At 71.9% G+C, this 17,022-nt stretch carries 14 protein-coding genes; 10 read left to right on the forward strand and 4 right to left on the reverse strand.

The window, feature by feature from the left end:
* Nucleotides 1-16 precede the first annotated feature (16 nt).
* The 3 genes from AC27IY_RS20165 to AC27IY_RS20175 all read right to left on the reverse strand — a co-directional run bounded on the left by AC27IY_RS20165 (nt 17) and on the right by AC27IY_RS20175 (nt 5,765).
* A complete protein-coding gene (locus AC27IY_RS20165; protein ID WP_487178840.1) occupies nt 17-1,579 on the reverse strand; it encodes a DUF8189 domain-containing protein in 1,563 nt (520 codons plus the stop codon).
* A 93-nt stretch (nt 1,580-1,672) separates the two neighbouring features.
* Nucleotides 1,673-4,687 carry an AfsR/SARP family transcriptional regulator gene (locus AC27IY_RS20170; protein ID WP_487178841.1) on the reverse strand — a complete coding sequence of 1,005 codons (3,015 nt, stop codon included), beginning with the start codon at nt 4,685-4,687 and terminating at the stop codon, nt 1,673-1,675.
* Between the two features lie 73 nt (nt 4,688-4,760).
* Nucleotides 4,761-5,765 carry a GlxA family transcriptional regulator gene (locus tag AC27IY_RS20175; protein WP_423451703.1) on the reverse strand — a complete coding sequence of 335 codons (1,005 nt, stop codon included), beginning with the start codon at nt 5,763-5,765 and terminating at the stop codon, nt 4,761-4,763.
* Between the two features lie 127 nt (nt 5,766-5,892).
* Here AC27IY_RS20175 and AC27IY_RS20180 point away from each other — a divergent pair, with 127 nt between their 5' ends.
* The 10 genes from AC27IY_RS20180 (at nt 5,893) to AC27IY_RS20225 (ending at nt 14,875) form a co-directional block, all read left to right on the forward strand.
* Nucleotides 5,893-6,777: an NAD(P)-dependent oxidoreductase gene (locus AC27IY_RS20180; protein WP_487178842.1), complete on the forward strand. Its 885-nt coding sequence runs from the start codon at nt 5,893-5,895 to the stop codon at nt 6,775-6,777.
* A complete protein-coding gene (locus AC27IY_RS20185; RefSeq protein WP_487178843.1) occupies nt 6,774-7,397 on the forward strand; it encodes a maleylpyruvate isomerase N-terminal domain-containing protein in 624 nt (207 codons plus the stop codon). The genes AC27IY_RS20180 and AC27IY_RS20185 overlap by 4 nt, the downstream gene beginning before the upstream one ends.
* A gap of 3 nt (nt 7,398-7,400) precedes the next feature.
* The gene (locus AC27IY_RS20190; protein ID WP_487178844.1) at nt 7,401-8,006 is read left to right on the forward strand and encodes a phosphotransferase-like protein; all 606 of its coding nucleotides are present in this window, start codon (nt 7,401-7,403) and stop codon (nt 8,004-8,006) included.
* A gap of 93 nt (nt 8,007-8,099) precedes the next feature.
* Complete coding sequence (locus tag AC27IY_RS20195; protein ID WP_423451699.1) at nt 8,100-8,534, forward strand: nitroreductase/quinone reductase family protein; 435 nt, start codon at nt 8,100-8,102, stop codon at nt 8,532-8,534.
* An 89-nt stretch (nt 8,535-8,623) separates the two neighbouring features.
* On the forward strand, nt 8,624-10,285 hold the full coding sequence (locus tag AC27IY_RS20200) for a hypothetical protein (RefSeq protein ID WP_487178845.1): 1,662 nt from the start codon (nt 8,624-8,626) through the stop codon (nt 10,283-10,285).
* A gap of 109 nt (nt 10,286-10,394) precedes the next feature.
* Entirely contained in the window at nt 10,395-11,294 is a 900-nt protein-coding gene (locus AC27IY_RS20205) for an ABC transporter ATP-binding protein (protein ID WP_344212945.1), read from the forward strand.
* A 24-nt stretch (nt 11,295-11,318) separates the two neighbouring features.
* Complete coding sequence (locus AC27IY_RS20210; protein WP_344212943.1) at nt 11,319-12,014, forward strand: ABC transporter permease; 696 nt, start codon at nt 11,319-11,321, stop codon at nt 12,012-12,014.
* A 3-nt stretch (nt 12,015-12,017) separates the two neighbouring features.
* The gene (locus AC27IY_RS20215; RefSeq protein WP_423451694.1) at nt 12,018-13,175 is read left to right on the forward strand and encodes a sensor histidine kinase; all 1,158 of its coding nucleotides are present in this window, start codon (nt 12,018-12,020) and stop codon (nt 13,173-13,175) included.
* Nucleotides 13,168-13,812 carry a response regulator gene (locus AC27IY_RS20220; RefSeq protein WP_020544254.1) on the forward strand — a complete coding sequence of 215 codons (645 nt, stop codon included), beginning with the start codon at nt 13,168-13,170 and terminating at the stop codon, nt 13,810-13,812. Before AC27IY_RS20215 ends, AC27IY_RS20220 begins: the two co-directional genes overlap by 8 nt.
* Nucleotides 13,813-13,837: 25 nt before the next feature.
* On the forward strand, nt 13,838-14,875 hold the full coding sequence (locus AC27IY_RS20225) for a P1 family peptidase (protein WP_487178846.1): 1,038 nt from the start codon (nt 13,838-13,840) through the stop codon (nt 14,873-14,875).
* On the opposite strand, the gene AC27IY_RS20230 is transcribed toward AC27IY_RS20225, so the two are convergent.
* Nucleotides 14,847-16,892 carry a cellulose binding domain-containing protein gene (locus tag AC27IY_RS20230; RefSeq protein ID WP_487178847.1) on the reverse strand — a complete coding sequence of 682 codons (2,046 nt, stop codon included), beginning with the start codon at nt 16,890-16,892 and terminating at the stop codon, nt 14,847-14,849. The genes AC27IY_RS20225 and AC27IY_RS20230 overlap by 29 nt on opposite strands.
* Nucleotides 16,893-17,022: the final 130 nt, after the last annotated feature.

Raw genomic sequence — 17,022 nt, forward strand, 5'->3', positions numbered from 1 at the left:
TGTGGTCATGGTCGGGTCAGGCGATGCCGGTGCCGGGGACGTCGTACTGCCAGCCGTTGTTCCAGTACCAGTGCTTGAGTGAGCCGTCGGTGCCGCGGGCGAAGACCTGGAGTGCGCCGCTGGCGTCGACGGTGATGGTCGGGGTGCCGGTGATGCCGGTGCCGAGGACGTCGTACTGCCAGCCGTTGCTCCAGTACCAGTGCTTCAGCGAGGAGGCGGTGTCGTTGCCGCTGGCGAAGACGTGGACCATGCCGGCGGGGTCGACGGTCACGGTGGGGGAGCCGTTGATGCCGGTGCCGGGGACGTCGTACTGCCAGCCGTTGTTCCAGTACCAGTGCTTGAGTGAGCCGTCGGTGCCGCGGGCGAAGAGCTGGAGGGCGCCGCCGGCGTCGACGGTGATGGTGGGGGTGCCGGTGATGCCGGTGCCGAGGACGTCGTACTTCCAGCCGTTGGAGTAGTACCAGTGCTTGAGTGATGCGTCGGTGCCGCGGGCGAAGACGTGGACCATGCCGCCGGGGTCGACGGTCACGGTGGGCGAGTTGCTGATGCCGGTGCCGGGGACGTCGTACTGCCAGCCGTTGTTCCAGTACCAATGCTTGAGCGAGCCGTCGGTGCCGCGGGCGAAGAGCTGGAGGGCGCCGCTGCCGTCGGCGGCGATGCTGGGGGTGCCGGTGATGCCGGTGCCGAGGACGTCGTACTTCCAGCCGTTGGAGTAGTACCAGTGCTTGAGCGAGGCGTCGTTGCCGGTGGCGAAGACGTGGACCATGCCGGCGGGGTCGACGGTGACGGTGGGGGAGCTGCTGATGCCGGTGCCGGGGACGTCGTACTGCCAGCCGTTGTTCCAGTACCAGTGCTTGAGTGAGCCGTCGGTGCCGCGGGCGAAGATGTGCAGCGCCCCGGAGGCGTCCATCGCACTGGAGGGGCCCTGCCGGTCGAAACCGTCCGACGAGGCGGAGTCGTCGACGATGTTGTTGTAGCGGATCGGGCGGTAGTTCTGCATGCTCGCCCAACTCTCGCTGCCCACCTGGCCGTGGGAGTTGGCCGTCGGGCCCTTGGCCCAGTCGTCCCGCCAGCCGTCGCCGTCGGGGTCCGCTCCGCCGTTCAGCGAGTACGTCCACGCGCCCTGGCTGTGGTCGGCCGGATTCTTCCATCCGGCGAACAGTTCTGTGTGTTCGGAGTTGAGGATCGCGTCCCCGGGCCGTAAATCATGCAGGCTGGCCAGATATTGCTTTCCGGACCAACTCTGGAAGTCGGTCGTGCTGTTCCCGCCCTTGCCGGAATTGGCGGTGATGTGCCACGCCATGGACACCAGCCCGGAGCAGTCCGGGCCGTATTTGTTGTCTCCTTCGACGTCCGTGATGAGGGTGTTCGGGTACCGGGTCAGGTTGTATCGGACGTTGCGGTCGACCCAGTTCTGGGCGCGGGCCAGCACCTCGGAGCGGGTGATCTGGCCGCCGGGCGTGGAGGCGGCCTGGGCCGGCCCCGCCGTCGTGACCGTGGTGACCACGGCCGCCGTGAAGCCGAGCGCGGCCGCGATCATCGTGCTCAGGGTGCCGGAGATCAGGCGGTTGAATGTCATGATTACCTTCCGGATGAGGAGTGTTTTCGTCCTTGCACCGGAAGGTTCGAACGGCGCGCTGAAAAACCGCTGAAACTCCGTGGAGGCGGGCTTTCAGCGCGCGGCCTCGTGATTGACGAGTTCGGCGTGTTCGCGGGCGCCGTGGTCGCGGAAGACGGTCATCACGCGGGCCCGGATCGTCGCGGCGGTCTCGGGCTCGCCGCGGGCCTCGTGCAGCAGGGCGAGGTCGCGTTCGGTGCGGGCGCGCCAGAGCGGCGCCTCCATGGCCTCCCACACCTCGATCGAGGCGGTCAGGCAGGCGGCGGCGTCCCGCAGGTGGCCGTCGGCCAGGTGGAGCTCGCCCAGGGTACGCAGGGTCAGCGCCAGCCCCCAGCGGTCGCCCATCGCCTGGCAGGTCGCCAGCGCGCCCTCCAGCGGGGCCAGGACCTGCCGGGTCCGGCCCAGCCGGAACCGGGCCTTGGCCCAGGCGCGTACCGCATACGCCTCCATCAGCTTGTCCCCGAGCTGGGCGAAGATGGCCCGCGCGGCCTCGGCGGTCTCGATGGCCGGGCCGTACTCGCCGGTGGCGCGGTGGAACAGGCTCATGGTGCGCAGCGTCACGCCCTCGCCGCGGCGGCTGCCGACGCGACGGTAGGCGGCCAGGGACTCCTCGAGGCCCGACCAGGCGGCGGGGTAGTCGCCGAGCTCCAGCCGTACGGAGGCGGCCAGCCGCCGCAGGTACACGTTCCCCACGTCCTGGCCGAGGCCGAGGCCCGCGAGCAGGGTGCCGGCCTGGTCCAGGAAGTACAGCGCGTCGGTCAGGCGGCCCGCCTCCCGGCAGGTCACGCCCAGCCCCGCCAGGGCGACGGCCTGGCCGCGCGGGTCGCCGAGCTCGCGGAAGGCGCCGAGTGCCTCGCCCAGGAGCTGGCGCGCCTCGGGGAACCGGTCCTGCAGGTAGCGCAGATGTCCCAGCTCGGCCAGCATGGTGGCCTCGTCGTGCCGGTCGCCCGCGTCCCGCGCGGCGGCCAGCGCGGCCTGGTTGATCCGCTCCCTGGACACGAACCTGTTGACGCCGAACAACGACGGGCCCAGCCGGGCCGAGGCGAACTGGCAGACCAGCCGGTGCAGGCCCAGGGCGGCGGCTCGTTCCAGGCCGACCACCAGCGCGGGTTGTTCGATGTCGAACCAGTCGTGCGGGGCCCCGAGCACCTGCTTGACCAGCTCACGGGACACCGGGAAGGCGTCCACGGGGGAGCGCAGCCAGCCGATCTCGTCGGACGGAGCGGTCGCCGCCACCCGGTCGGCCAGCGCCAGCCAGCCGCCGAGCACCCGTTCCACCGCCGACGCCAGCGCCTCGGCCGACTCCTCCTCCTCGGCCCGCTCGCGGGCGTAGATGCGTACCAGGTCGTGCACGCGGTACTTGAGCGTGCCCAGCTCGTCGACCCGGCTGAAGTCCACCACCTGCGCGTCGACCAGCCGTTCCACCGTGATCTCCGCGGCCGTGCCGCCGAGGTCGCACAGCCACGCGACGATCCAGGGCGAGAACTCGGGAACGCCCAGATGGCCCAGCCGCCGCAGCGCGCGGCGCGCGCCCCTGTCGAGCCCTCGATAGCTGAGCTCGAAGCCGGCTCGGACCTCCAGGTCCGCGATGGCCAGCTCGTCCAGCCGGCGCCGTTCGTCGGTGAGCCGATCGGCCAGCAGCCGCAGCGGCCACTGCCGGCGGGTGGCCAGCCGGGCCCCCGCGATCCGGATCGCCAGCGGTAACCGGCCGCAGAGTTCGACGATCTCGCGGGCCGCGGGCTCCTCGGCCGCGGTGCGCTCGGCTCCCGCGATCCGGCCCAGCAGCTCGATCGCCTCGGCGGGGTCGAGGACGTCGAGGTCGGTACGGTGGACGCCGGCCAGCCCGCCGAGCCGGTTACGTGAGGTGATCAGCACGGCGGCACCGGGACCGCCCGGCAGCAGCGGGCGTACCTGCTGCTCGGTGGCGGCGTCGTCCAGCAGCACCAGCACCCGGCGTCCGGCCAGCAGGCTGCGGTACAGCTCGGCCCGCTCCGCGGTGCCGGGCGGGAGGGCGGCCGGCTCCACCCCGAGCGCCTTGAGGAAGCGCCCCAGCACCTCACCCGCGTCGGCGGGCGCATCGCTCATCCCGCGCAGCTCGGCGTACAACTGCCCGTCGGGGAACGCCGACGCGACCTGGTAGGCCACCTGGACGGCCAGGGCGGACTTGCCGCTGCCGGCGCGCCCGCCGATGACCTGGATGGCCCGCGAGGGCCCCGACGTGAGCGCCGTGATCAGGGCGGAGCTCTCCGGCGCGCGGCCGGTGAAGTCGGCCGGCGCCAGCGGCAGCTGAGCCGGTACGACGGCCCCGGCCGTCTCGCCCGACGGCGGCGCGAGCAGGGCCGGGTCACCGCGCAGGATCGCGTGGTGCAGGGCGGTCAGCTCCGGCCCCGGGTCCACGCCGAGGCTCTCGACCAGCACCTCGCGGCCTTCACGGAACGCGGCCAGCGCGTCGGACTGGCGGCCGAGCCGGCACAGGGCGGTCATGTACTGCCCGCGCAGCCGCTCGTTCGTCGGATGGCGTCCGACCAGTCCGGCCAGCTCAGCCACCACCTGGCCGTGCCGGCCGAGCGCCAGATCGGCGGCCATACGTTCCTCGACGGCGGTCAGCCGCAGCTGCTCCAGCCGGGCCGCCTCCCCTGACAGCAGCGAGTCGCCCAGCCCGGCCAGTACGGGTCCCCGCCACAACGCCAGCGCGGCGCCGAGCAGGTCGGACGTCTCCTGCGGCGTGGACGCCGCTCGCGCGTCGGCCAGCAGCCGTTCGAACACGTCCATGTCCAGCGACCCGGCCGGAACCTGCGCCAGGTAGCCGGGGGCGCGCGTGACGATCACCTCCGGCATGCCGGAGCGGGCCAGCGCCTGCCGCAACGTCTTGATGTACGTCTGGATCGCCGCCCTGGCGGTCTCCGGCGGATCGTCCGGCCAGATGATGTCGATCAGGCGGGGCATCGGGACGATGTGCCCGCGTTCCAGCAGCAGCGCGGCCAGCAGCGTCTGCGGCTTGACCCCTCCCAGCGGGACCGCCGCCCCACCGGCCGTCACCTCGACCGGCCCAAGCAGTCGGAACTGCATCGCGACTCCAGGTGCACGAGGGAGGGTGAGGAGGGGGGCGCAGGATCTCACGGCAAAGCATGACAAGATCCGGTTACCCAGGCAAGGCCGGATCTGACCCGGGCGTCGTACGGGGGAAGGCGCGCCGGTAGTCGCTCGGCGAGATGCCGAGGTGCCTGAGGAAGTGGCGGCGGAGGTTGTTGGCCGTGCCCAGCCCGCTGAGCTCCCCGATCTTCTCGATCGGGAGGTCGGTCGATTCCAGGAGGATCCGGGCCCGTCCCAGGCGCTGGTCGAGCAGCCACTGCAGAGGGGTCGTCCCGGTGGCCGCTTGGAGCCGCCGGTAGAACGTGCGCGGGCTCATCGCGGCCCTCCGCGCCAGGTCGTCCACCGTCAGCGGCTGGTCCAGCCGGGTCCGGGCCCAGTCCAGTACGGGAGCCAGCCCCTCGTCGCCGGCGGCGGGCACCGACATGTCGATGAACTGCGCCTGGCCGCCGGGCCGGTGGGCGGGCACCACCATCCGGCGGGCCAGCTGGTTGGCGACGTGCGCGCCGAGGTCGCGTCGTACCAGGTGGAGGCAGAGGTCGAGGCCCGCGGTCAGGCCGGCGCTGGTGAGCACGTCGCCGTCGTCCACGTAGAGCACCGAGTCGTCGACCCGCACCTTCGGGTAGCGCTCGGCCAGCAGGGCGGTGTGCATCCAGTGGGCCGTGGCGGGGCGGCCGTCGAGCAGCCCCGCTTCGGCGAGCGCGAAGGCGCCGGTACACAGGGAGACCATGCGGGCGCCCCCCTCGTAGGCGCGGCGCAGGGCCGTGATCAGCGCCTGCGGCAGCGGCTTCCCCTCCTCGACGCAGGAGTCGGGCACCGAGGGCACGATGACCGTGTCGGCGCCGACCAGGTCGTCGAGTCCGTACGGGGTCCGCAGCAGCAGCCCGGAGTCGGCCGGCGGTTCCCCGGTGCCGCACAGGCGCAGGTCGTACCAGGGGTCGGCCAGGTCGGACTGCGGCTTGCCGAAGACGGTGCAGGGGATGCTCAGCTCGTACAGGTCCCATGAGGGGACCCCGATCCCCTCGGACACGACCACGGCCACGGATCCTGCGCTCATGCCTCGAAGGGTATGGCAGGAATTTGGTGGTGATCGTCATCAGTGTCACTGTTCCCGGACGGCGCGTGCTGCGAGGGTTGCCTGCGACCGATCAACCTTCACGTGCGGACGTACAAGGAGTTGTGGCATGAACACCGACCGCCGATCCGTCACCGTCGTCGGGCTGGGCCTGATGGGCTCGGCCCTGGCCGGTGCGCTGCTGGACCACGGGCACCCGACCACGGTGTGGAACCGTTCCGCGCACAAGGCCCGGCCGCTGGTCGACCGGGGCGCCCGCCTGGCCGCGACGCCCCGGGAGGCGATCGAGGCGAGCCGGCTCATCGTGGCCTGCGTACTGGACTACGAGGCGCTGCGCGCCGTGCTCGAACCCGTCGCCGGGTCGCTCTCGGGCAGGGTGCTGGTCAATCTCACCTCCGGCTCCCCCGAGCAGGCGCACGAGTTCGCCGCCTGGGCGGGCTCCCACGGCGCCGACTATCTCGACGGCGCGATCATGACGACGCCGCCCGGTGTCGGCAGCCCCGAGATGATGTTCCTCTACAGCGGTCCTGACCAGGTCTTCGAGGCGCACCGCTCGACCCTGGCGGCTCTGGGCGACCCCCTCCACCTGGGGGCCGACCCCGGTCTCGCCTCTCTGTACGATGCCGCCCTGCTCGGCCTGATGTGGTCCACCATGACCGGTTGGCTGCACGGCGCCGCGGTGGTCGGCGCGGAGAAGACGCCGGCCGCGGTCTTCACTCCCGTCGCGATCCGCTGGCTGACCGCCGTGGCCGGTTTCCTCAGCGCCTACGCGCCCCAGGTGGACGCCGGCCGCTACCCCGGCGACGACGCCACCGTCGACGTGCAGATCGCGGCCATCGATCACCTCCTCCACGCCGCGGAGGCCCGGCGCGTCGACAACGCCCTGCCCGAGCTCCTGAAGTCGCTCATGGAACGCGCCAAGGCCGCGGGCCACGGCTCCGACAGCTACGCGAGCCTGATCGAGGTCCTGCGGGAACCGGCGGACGGCCGATGACCGCCGCCACGCCATGGGCGGACCTGCTGACGGCCGCCGCCGACGACTGCCTGGCCGTTCTCCGCAAGGGAGCCGACCAGGACTGGTCACGCCCCGCCCAGGGCCTCGACTGGACCTGTCGCCAGACCCTCGACCACCTGGCCCTCGGACTGGTCGGCTACGCCGGCCTGCTCATCGCCCAGCCCGACGACCGCTACATCACGCTTTTCGCCTCGCTCGACCCCGAGGCCCCGATCCCCGGCTGCCTGGACGGGCTCGGCATCGCCGCGTCCCTCCTCACCTCCACCGTCCGCGGCACGGCTCCCCACGTACGGGCCTGGCACCCGTGGGGCCACTCCGACGCCGCCGGATTCGCGGCCATGGGAATCACCGAGCTCATCGTCCACACGTACGACCTCACCCGTGCCCTCGGCCTTCCCTGGGCTCCGCCCGGCGACCTCAGCAGCGCGGTCCTCGCCCGCCTCTTCCCCGACGCGCCGTCAGGGCACGGTCCGACCGACACCCTGCTGTGGTGCACGGGCCGCATCGAACTGCCCGGACGAGCCCGACGCGGGGAATGGCAGTGGGACGGGACCGTGCCCAATCCAGTGGATCACGCGGCCGCTGCCGTCCTACCGTGAGTCATGGACCTTCACCTGGGCAGCCTTCTCGGTCCCGTCCCCGAGCGAGTCGGGCGACTGGTCCTACTCAACGGGACCCCGAGCTCAGGGAAGACGACCGTGGCGAAAGCCCTGCAGGAGGAGCTGGCCGAGCCGTTCTTCCACTGTTCGCTGGACGAGTTGCGCGGCGGCTACCAGGGTCGACACTGGCTGCAGGACCACGGAGGAGTGCTTTTCCGCAGAGTGCTCGATGGCTACCTGCACCTGCTGCGCAGTCTCACGCTGCTCGGCCATGACGTGATCTCGGAGGCGGTGATCACGCCGCAGATGTTGGACCACTACCTCGCTCTGTTCGAGGGGATTCCGGTGCTGTTCGTCGGGATTCGTTGTCCCCTGGAGGAGGTGGAACGGCGTGAGCGGGGGCGAACCGACAGGATGACGTCGGCGCCGCCTCTCGATGAGCCGGTCCACACGCATGGCTGCTACGACCTGGAGGTGGACACCTCCGTCCAGGGGCCTGCGGAAGTCGCCGAGCTGATCAGTGCCGCTCTGGTGAACCCGCCGGTGGTCTCCGCCTTCGAACAGTTGCGTGGGCGTGGCCGTTCCGGGGGAGATTGGCGGACCAATTAGAGAGCACTGCTCTTGACTGTGAGCGGTTCTCCCGGCATGCTTGTCCTTAAGCGAGAGCAGTGCTCTCGGAACTCTCTGCCTGAGGAGCCGGCGATGTCCCGTTACATCGAGCCCACCCGCATGGACCACCTGTTCAACCGCATGGTCGCCGGGCTGACCCGGCTCGGGATCAGCCTCATGGGTTCCCGGATCCTCTACGTCCGTGGCCGGTCCAGCGGCGAATGGCGTACGACGCCGGTCAACCTGCTGACCCTGAACGGCACCCGCTACCTGGTCGCACCCCGAGGCGTCACCCAGTGGGTCCGCAACCTGCGGGTCGCGGGGAACGGCGAGCTGCACGTGGGCCGTCGCGTCGAGACGTTCACCGCCACCGAACTGCCCGACGACGAGAAGCCGGCGATTCTGCGGGCGTACCTGAAGCGCTGGGGCTGGGAGGTCGGCCGGTTCTTCGAGGGGGTCAGCGCGAACGCGTCCGAAGAGCAGGTGCAGGCGGTCGCTCCGGGCTTTCCCGTCTTCCGCATCAACTAGGGAGACCGATGACGCGGCGGTGAAGCGACAATCCGCCGTTGCGGTCCGCCATCAGAAGTCCCAAGTCGCCGGCCGTACTACGATCACGTGTGCGATTACACCGTCTGGCGGCTGCTGCTTATTTCGCCATCGCTCTCGGGTCGGTCGTCCTCGGTCTGGTGGTCGGGTCCGCGACGCCCGCGTGGCTCGTCACCATGTGGTATCCGCCCGGCGAGGCCGTCGGGAGGTCGCCGCTGCTGCCGGTGCTGGGCGGGTTGCTGCTGCTCGGGCTGGTGAACGCGTGGATGTTCTGGCAGGTCCTGCGCAGGCCCGCGCCCGCGGGCGGGCCGATGGGCAGGGCGGCCAGGTGGTTGCGGGTGCTGCTGTACGCGGACGTGGTGTGGCTGCTGATCCCCTCGTACCTGCCGGATCTGGTCGAGACGGTCATCGGGCTGGCGCTCTGGGTGCCCGCGCTCGTGCTGCTCACGGTGGTGGTCACCGGGTCGGGGCGGTTCTTCCGGCTGGCTCTGCTCCTGTTCGGGCTGGTGGAGCCGGTCAGCGCGGGCATGGACGCCCTCGCCGGCGATCCGCAGCCCCTGACCCTCGTGACCCCGGTGCATGTCATGGTCGCGGGAGTGGCCGCGCTCGTCATGATGGTGATGGTTCTGCTCGCGCAGTGGCGCGACGGGCGCTGGAGCCGGGGGACGCTGCTCGTCGGGGCAGGGACGTTCGTGAGCCCGTTCCTGGTGGAACTCGTGGACTTCCTGACGCGCGGCAGCACGATCGAGTCGATCGCCGAGGCGATGGACGTCCTCTACGTCGTCTGGCTGGCGCGTACGGCCCGTGAGCTCAACCGTGAGCTCAACCGGGAGCCGAGGCGGCCGGAGCCGCTGCGCGTGCCCACGGCGGTCACGGCCGTGGCCGCCGTCGCCCTGCTGATGGTCGTCGGGCCCGAGTACGCGCCCCGGCTCACCTACACCTGGCGCAGCGAGGAAGACATGGACTGCCGGCTGCGCTCGGCCCCGCCGCGCGTCGCGGACGTCCCCGTACACGAGCGCGACCGGGCCTATCTGTGCAGCGTGCGCAAGCCCGACCGGGAGGTCTCCGACCAGGAGCTGATCGGCAAGGGGAAGGCGGCGTGCGCCAGGTTCGCGGGCGGGGAGCAGGTCAGGGCGCGGCCCGCGCTGCTCGCGCTGCTCTGCCCGGAGGTGATCGGGCGGAGACATCCGGAGCTGCTGCTGTCGTCAGCGCAGGTGGAGCGGCAACAGGCCGAGGAGAGGAGCCGGCGGCGCGAGCAGTTGAGGCGTGAGGCGCGCGAGGAGGACGCCCGGTGCCGCGATCCGTGGCCGGCGCTGCGCACGCGGTTCCAGGCGACGGCGTCGTACTACGACTGGGACGGTCGGCCCTACGGCATCTACGACGCGGAGGCGGACACCTCGGGGGATGCCGAGACGATCTGGGACGCCTATTCGACCGAGACCCTGGCGGTCAGCGGTCAGCTCGCCCTGGTCTTCACGCCCGCCCAGGACTGGGCGACCTGTGTCACTGCGAAGGCGCTGCGCTCGGCTCCGCCGCCGCTGCGGCGCCGAGGCTGGGACAAGGTGGTCGAGGCGGACATCGTCAGCGGATCGGGCCGCCTGGTCATGCAGACGCTCTCGGCGAGCAGGGTGCGCTTCCCGGATCTCGCGCGCGGCGGCCCCGGTCGTTACCGGCTGCGGCTGTACACGCGGGAGGGCGTGGACCTCATCCTCGTCTATCCGGCCCGGCGGTGAGCGGGCGCGGTATCCACCGTTCGGTGGATTTTCCGGTCAGCAGGGTGCCGGCACGATCGTGGCCGGGCGGTCGATTCGGGGTCGGGGCAGGTCACAGCATGCTTTGAGCATGGCAGTCATCGAAGTCACCGACCTGCGCAAGAGCTACGCGGGGCTGAAGGTTCTGGACGGGGTGTCGTTCTCCGTGGAGGAGGGCGAGATCTTCGGGGTGCTGGGGCCGAACGGCGCCGGCAAGACGACCGCGGTGGAGTGCGTGGAGGGGCTGCGGCGGCCCGACAGCGGGACCGTACGGGTGCTCGGCCTGGACCCGGTCCGTGACGCGCGCAGGATGCGCGAGCAGATCGGGGTGCAGCTCCAGCAGACCCAGCTGCCGGAGAACCTGAAGGTGTGGGAGGCCCTCGACCTGTACGCCTCCTTCTACGCCGACCCGCGGGACTGGCGGGCGCTGCTGGAGGAGTGGGGGCTGGCCGAGAAGCGGAACGCCCGGTTCGGGAAGTTGTCCGGCGGCCAGAAGCAGCGGCTGTTCATCGCGCTCGCGCTGGTGGGCAAGCCGCGGGTGGCGTTCCTCGACGAGCTGACCACCGGCCTGGACCCGCAGGCCCGCCGGGCCACCTGGGAGCTGATCAAGCAGGTACGTGCGAGCGGCGTCACCGTGGTGCTGGTCAGCCACTTCATGGACGAGGTCGAGGAGCTGTGCGACCGGGTGGCGGTGCTGGACCGCGGCCGGATCGTGGCGCTGGACACGCCGGCGGGGCTGCTGGAGGGCGAGCACCGGATGCGTTTCACGCTGAAGGCGGGCGAGGCGCCGGACCTGTCCGGGCTGCCGGGGGTGACCGGGGTGTCCCGTACGGGGGACCGGGTGGTCGTGACCGGCCGCGGCGACTTCGCGACGGCGGTCACCGCGCACCTGGCCCGCCACCAGGTGCTGGTCAGCGATCTGCGGATCGACAAGCGCACGCTGGACGACGCGTTCGCCGCGCTGACCGGCCGTCCCTTCGACGACAACTGAACCCCGAATCTCTAGGACGCGATCATGTTGAAGCTCACCTTCGTCGAGACCAAGCTGCTCGCCCGCGATCCGGGCGCGGTGTTCTCGCTGCTCATCCCGCTGTTCATCCTGGTGGTGTTCGGCAGCTCGATCGAGCCGGGCGACCGGGTGCTGCTGCCGATGGCGCTGGCCATCGCGGTGGGGCTCGTGGGGCTGTACATGGTGCCGACCACGCTGGCCACCTACCGGGAGCGGGGCATCCTGCGGCGCATGTCGGCGACGCCGGTGCGGCCGGGCCGGCTGCTGGTGGTGCAGTTGCTGCTGCAGCTCGTGCTCGCGGTGACCGCCTGCGGGCTGCTGCTGGCCGTGGCGGGGACCGTGCTCGGCGCCCACCTGCCGGACCGGGTGCCGGCGGTCGTGCTGACGTTCCTGCTCGGGACGGCGAGCATGTTCGCGGTCGGCCTGCTCATCGCCGCCCTGGCGCCGAACGGCAGGGCCGCGAACGGGATCGGCGTGCTGCTGTACTTCCCGATGGCGTACCTCGCCGGTCTCATGCAGCCTGCCGATCAGATGCCGGATATGGTGGCTCGTGTCGGGGAGTACACCCCGATGGGGGCGTTCGGGCAGTGCCTGCGGGACGTCTGGGCGGGGGCCGCTCCCGATCCGCTGCTGCTGGCGGTGATGGCGGCCTACGCCCTGGTCGTCAGCGCGGCGGCGGCCAGGCTCTTCCGCTGGGAGTGAGGTATGACCAGCCGGCTCGACCGGTGGGAACGGGTGCTGGAGCGCCAGCTCGCGGCGGCGCCGTACGTGCTGCTGGCGGTCTCCGTGGTGCTCGCCCTGGTCAGCGGCGGCGGGACGGTGTCGTGGGTCACGCTCGGCCTGGCGGCGTCGGCCGCCGGGTGGGTGTGGCTGGTGCCGCGTGGCCCGGTGTACGTGGCGGGGCTCGTCCTGCTGATCGGCGTGCTGAGCACGCAGAGCATCTGGTTCGCGAGCTTCTTCGGCTTCATCGGCTATCTGCACTCCTGGCGCTACCTGAACGGGATGTGGCGCTTCGCCGGCGTGACGGGGGTGGCCGCGTTCAGCGTGGCCGCCTACAGCGGCGGGCTGCCCGAGCCCACGCCGATCGGGATCCTCACGTACGTGTTCTTCACGGGGGCCATCGTGGCCGGGGTCGCGCTGTTCAGCTTCGTCGGCCAGATCACCGACGAGCGCAGCGCGGAGCGCGAGCGCATGGTGGCCCAGCTTGAGGAGGCCCTGCGGGAGAACGCGGGCCTGCACGCCCAGCTCCTCGTCCAGGCCCGCGAGGCCGGCGTGCTCGACGAGCGGCGGCGGATGGCCGCCGAGATCCACGACACCCTCGCCCAGGGGCTGACCGGCATCATCACCCAGCTCCAGGCGGCCGGGCAGGCCGACGACTGGCGCCGGAACGTCGATCTGGCGCTGCGGCTGGCCCGCGAGAGCCTGGCCGAGGCCCGGCGCTCGGTGCACGCGGTGGGGCCTGGCCCGCTGGAGTCGGCGCCGCTGCCGGAGGCGCTGCGGGACGTCGCCGCCCGGTGGGGCGAGCTCAACGGGCTCACGCCGGAGTTCACGGTCACCGGCCCGGCCCGTCCCCTGCACCCCGAGGTCGAGGAGACGCTGCTCCGCACCGCCCAGGAGGCGCTGGCGAACGTCGCCAAGCACGCGCACGCCTCCCGGGTCGGGCTCACCCTGTCGTACATGGAGGATGTGGTCACCCTGGACGTACGTGACGACGGCATCGGCTTCGACCCCCAGCTCACCGCGTTCGGGCTGACCGCGATGCGCAAGCGCGTGGACCGGCTGGCGGGCACGCTGGAGATCGAGTCGGAGAGCGGCGCGGGCACCGCGATCTCCGCGAGCCTGCCGGCGGTGGCGCGTGGCTGAGCGACCGATCCGGCTGCTGATCGCCGACGACCATCCCATCGTCCGCGACGGCATCCGCGGCATGTTCGCCGGCGATCCCGGCTTCGAGGTGCTCGGCGAGGCCGGGGACGGCGCGCAGGCCGTCGAGCTGGCGCGGGCGCTGGACCCCGACGTGATCCTCATGGACCTGCGCATGCCGGGCACGGACGGCGTCACGGCCATCAAACGGCTCGCCGAGCTGGGGATCGGGGCCCGGGTGCTGGTCCTCACGACGTACGACACCGACCGGGACGTCCTGCCGGCCATCGAGGCCGGCGCGACCGGCTACCTGCTCAAGGACACCGGCCGCGACGAGCTGACGCGGGCGGTCCGGACCGCGGCGCGCGGCGAGGCCGTGCTGTCGCCGTCGGTCGCCACCCGCCTGCTCGGGCAGGTGCGTACGCCCGCCGACCCGCTGAGCGCCAGGGAGCTGGAGATCCTGCGGCTCATCGCGGACGGAGCCACCAACCGGGAGGCCGCGGCCCGCCTGTTCATCAGCGAGGCCACGGTCAAGAGCCATGTGCTGCACATCTACGCCAAGCTCGGCGTCAACGACCGCGCCGCCGCCGTCGCGACCGCCTTCCGCCGCGGCCTGCTGACCCTGGACGACGGCCGCTGAGGCGGCGTCGAGCAGAATGTGGCGCATGCATGCTCACGGGGGTGAGCGGGTGCGGGCGCGCTCGCTCGGGGTCGTCGTCGGCGCGCTGCCGACCGGCCCGCTGAACGCGATCACCGACGTCCCCGGCGTCCTGGTGGGGCACACGACCGTGGACGACGGGGCGGACCTGCGCACCGGGGTCACCGCGATCGTCCCCCCGGGTCTGGACGGGGGCGGGCTGCCGGCGGCGGTCCACACCGGCAACGGCTACGGCAAGCTGGTCGGCTCCACCCAGGTGGACGAGCTCGGCGTGCTGGAGTCGCCGGTCGTGCTGACCGCCACGCTGTCGGTGTTCCGCGCGGCCGACGCGGTGCTGACGTACCTGATGGGGCGCCGCCCCGACGGGGTGTCGTTCAACCCGCTGGTGGGGGAGACGAACGACGGGTTCCTGTCCGACATCCGGCGGCGGCCGATCACCGAGCGGCACGTGCTCGACGCGCTGGAAGGGGCCACCGGCGGGCTGCCCGCGGAGGGGTGCGTGGGCGCGGGCACCGGGACGACGGCGCTCGGCTTCAAGGCGGGCATCGGCACCTCGTCTCGCCGCGTGGCGGCGGGCGGGACCGAGGTGACGGTCGGCGCGCTGGCGCAGGCCAACTTCGGCGGCGTGCTGACCGTGCGGGGCGTTCCCGTGCCGGTCGAGGAGGTCGTCCCGGGCTCGCGGCGGCCGGAGCCTCCGGGGAACTCGTGCATGATCGTGGTGGCGACCGACGCGCCGCTCGACGCGCGCCGGCTCGGCCGGCTCGCCCGCCGGGCGGTCTTCGCCATGGGACGGGTGGGGGCGTCGTACGCGCAGGGGAGCGGCGACTACGCGATCGCCTTCAGCACCGCGCCGCCCGGCGGCAAGGCGGTGCCGGACGCGGCGCTCGACCCCTTGTTCGCCGCCGTCATGGACGCGGTCGAGGAGGCGCTGCTCAACTCGCTGTTCATGGCGACGACCACGACCGGGTTCGCCGGCCGTACGGCGCACGCGGTGCCGTACGACCGGCGTTCCCAGGTCACTCCGTTCGGCAGACGGTGCCGTTGAGGGTGAAGACGGCGGGCAGGACGTTCGGGCCGCTGTAGTTGCCGACGTACCCGACCGTGACCGTCGCGCCGGTCGCCAGCGTGGGGCTCGCCGGGTCGTTGACGACCTTGACCTGCGAGCCGGTCTCGGTCCACCCCGCGCCCCAGCCGCTGCCGAGGCTCTGCCACGACCGGGGCCAGGCGAAGCTGAGCGTCCAGCCGTTGAGCGCGGCCCCGCGGTTGGTGATGTCGATGCTGCCGACGTAGCCGCTCGCCCAGTCGGTCTGGTTCGTCAGGCGGACCGAGCAGGAGCTGGTCGCGGGCGTGCCGGTGGTGAACGTCAGCGGCGGTGAGGACCAGGACAGGCCGCCGCCGGCGTCGCGGGCGATCACGTTGACCGTGTAGCGGGTGCCCGGGGTGAGGTTGCCGACGGTGAACGAGGTGCCGGGCGTCTCGCCGAGCTGCTCGGTGATCGCGCCGTTCTGGCGGTGGATCTCGTACTTGGCGATCGGGCGGGCGCCAGGGGAGGCGGCGGGCCAGGTGATCGTCGCGGCCTGGTCCGTGACGTTCGTGGCCTTGGGCTGGCCGGGCGCGCCGGGGAGGCCCGCCTGCGAGGTGGCCGGGCGCAGCACGAGCGTGGTGAGGGAGAGCGGCGGCAGGGTCTGGGCCGTCGCCGTCCCCGACGTGGTGCTGGTGATGGCGGTCGCGCCGTTGGTGTGCGTCAGCACGGTCGGCGCGCCGGAGGCCGGGCGGTAGCCCGCGTAGCCGATCGTGACCGGGTACGAGGTGTCGGACGAGGTGTTGACGAGCATGACCGCGAGGTCGCCGTTGGGCCGGCGGGCGGCGTGCGCGGTGACCTTCGGCTGGTCGGTGGCCGCCTTCACGAACTGGTCGCCGGGCCGGGCGAACCTGCTCACCATCTGCAGCGCGTAGTAGGGCGCGAACGGGGTGTTCAGCGCGGGCTCGCACACCGAGTTGTCGGCGGTGCACGTGCCGCTCGACAGCAGGCCGAAGTCGCCGTAGTCGGTGTGGCCCTCGACCTCGGTGACCGTGCCGATGCCGTTGTGGACGTTCCACCAGTCGACCGTGAACACGCCGTTCGCCAGCAGGGTGGCGTAGGCGTCGGCGGCGGCCAGCGCGCCCGGCTGGGTGTTGGTGCCGTTGCTGCTGCTGCCGGTGTTGAACTCGGTCATCGCGATGCCGATCCGGTCGGCGCCCGCTCCGGCGTACCTGGTGATCTGCTCGCGGGTGAGCCGGATCATGTCGGGAACGTGGCCCGTCCGGTCGAGGGCGCCCGGATACCAGTGCAGGATGACGAAGTCGATCTTGGAGCCGGCGGCGGACAGGACGACCTTGTTCCAGCTTCCGTCGTCACCCTCGCCGGTGATGGCGTCGGGCCAGTTCGCGGGGGTGGTCAGCACGGCGCCGATCTTGATGGTGGGATCGACGGCCTTCATGGCGTCGGCGTAGGCGACGACGTGGCGGGCGTACTCGGCCGGGCTCTTGTCGGCGTGGTCGTCGGCCTCCCAGGCGGTGCCGTAGTGGCCGTTGCCGTAGTTCTCGTTGCCGATCTCCCAGTACTTGACGCCGTAGCCCTTGGTGACGTTGGCCTGACGGACCCAGGCGGCGGCCTCGGCGGCGGTGCCGGTGCCGTAGTTGGCGGTCACCATCGCCTGCGCGCCGGTGCGGCGGACGCCGCGCATGAACGTGTCGAAGTCGGTGTTCGGGGCGACGTACCCGCCGGGGGCGGTGTGCGTCTCCCAGTGGTAGATGTCGGAGTAGGAGCCGCCGGGGTAGCGCAGCAGCTTCACGCCCGCGGCCTTCAGCGAGTCGGCGACGGCGTCGGTGCCCAGGTTCGTGTCCCAGATCGCGTGGTTGGCGCCGATGCCGGTCTCGGGGACGGTGGCGAGGGCGGCCCGCGCGTTGACGGTCACGGCGACCGGGGACGGGTCGGCGGCGGTCGCGTGCGCCGATGGCGCGTTGAGCACGGTCAGCGCCAGCAGGACTGCGGACGCGGCCGGTAACAGGGATCTCGGCATCGAAGCACCTCGCCACGGATAGCGGTCATCACTCGACGCCCCCTCCTGACCAGGAGGCATGAGGATCATGTGGCGCGGCGTCCGGCCCGGTCAACCGGACGTGAAACTTTCACGGCCCCCCTACGATCAC

The sequence above is a fragment of the Nonomuraea sp. B208 genome (assembly GCF_057536035.1).

Coding starts and splice junctions, on each gene's coding strand:
- AC27IY_RS20165 (WP_487178840.1), bottom strand. CDS start 1,579: ATGACATTCAACCGCCTGATCTCCGGCACCCTGAGCACGATGATCGCG.
- AC27IY_RS20180 (WP_487178842.1), top strand. CDS start 5,893: ATGAACACCGACCGCCGATCCGTCACCGTCGTCGGGCTGGGCCTGATG.
- AC27IY_RS20170 (WP_487178841.1), bottom strand. CDS start 4,687: ATGCAGTTCCGACTGCTTGGGCCGGTCGAGGTGACGGCCGGTGGGGCG.
- AC27IY_RS20210 (WP_344212943.1), top strand. CDS start 11,319: ATGTTGAAGCTCACCTTCGTCGAGACCAAGCTGCTCGCCCGCGATCCG.
- AC27IY_RS20190 (WP_487178844.1), top strand. CDS start 7,401: ATGGACCTTCACCTGGGCAGCCTTCTCGGTCCCGTCCCCGAGCGAGTC.
- AC27IY_RS20205 (WP_344212945.1), top strand. CDS start 10,395: ATGGCAGTCATCGAAGTCACCGACCTGCGCAAGAGCTACGCGGGGCTG.
- AC27IY_RS20175 (WP_423451703.1), bottom strand. CDS start 5,765: ATGAGCGCAGGATCCGTGGCCGTGGTCGTGTCCGAGGGGATCGGGGTC.
- AC27IY_RS20185 (WP_487178843.1), top strand. CDS start 6,774: ATGACCGCCGCCACGCCATGGGCGGACCTGCTGACGGCCGCCGCCGAC.
- AC27IY_RS20215 (WP_423451694.1), top strand. CDS start 12,018: ATGACCAGCCGGCTCGACCGGTGGGAACGGGTGCTGGAGCGCCAGCTC.
- AC27IY_RS20225 (WP_487178846.1), top strand. CDS start 13,838: ATGCATGCTCACGGGGGTGAGCGGGTGCGGGCGCGCTCGCTCGGGGTC.
- AC27IY_RS20230 (WP_487178847.1), bottom strand. CDS start 16,892: ATGCCGAGATCCCTGTTACCGGCCGCGTCCGCAGTCCTGCTGGCGCTG.
- AC27IY_RS20195 (WP_423451699.1), top strand. CDS start 8,100: ATGTCCCGTTACATCGAGCCCACCCGCATGGACCACCTGTTCAACCGC.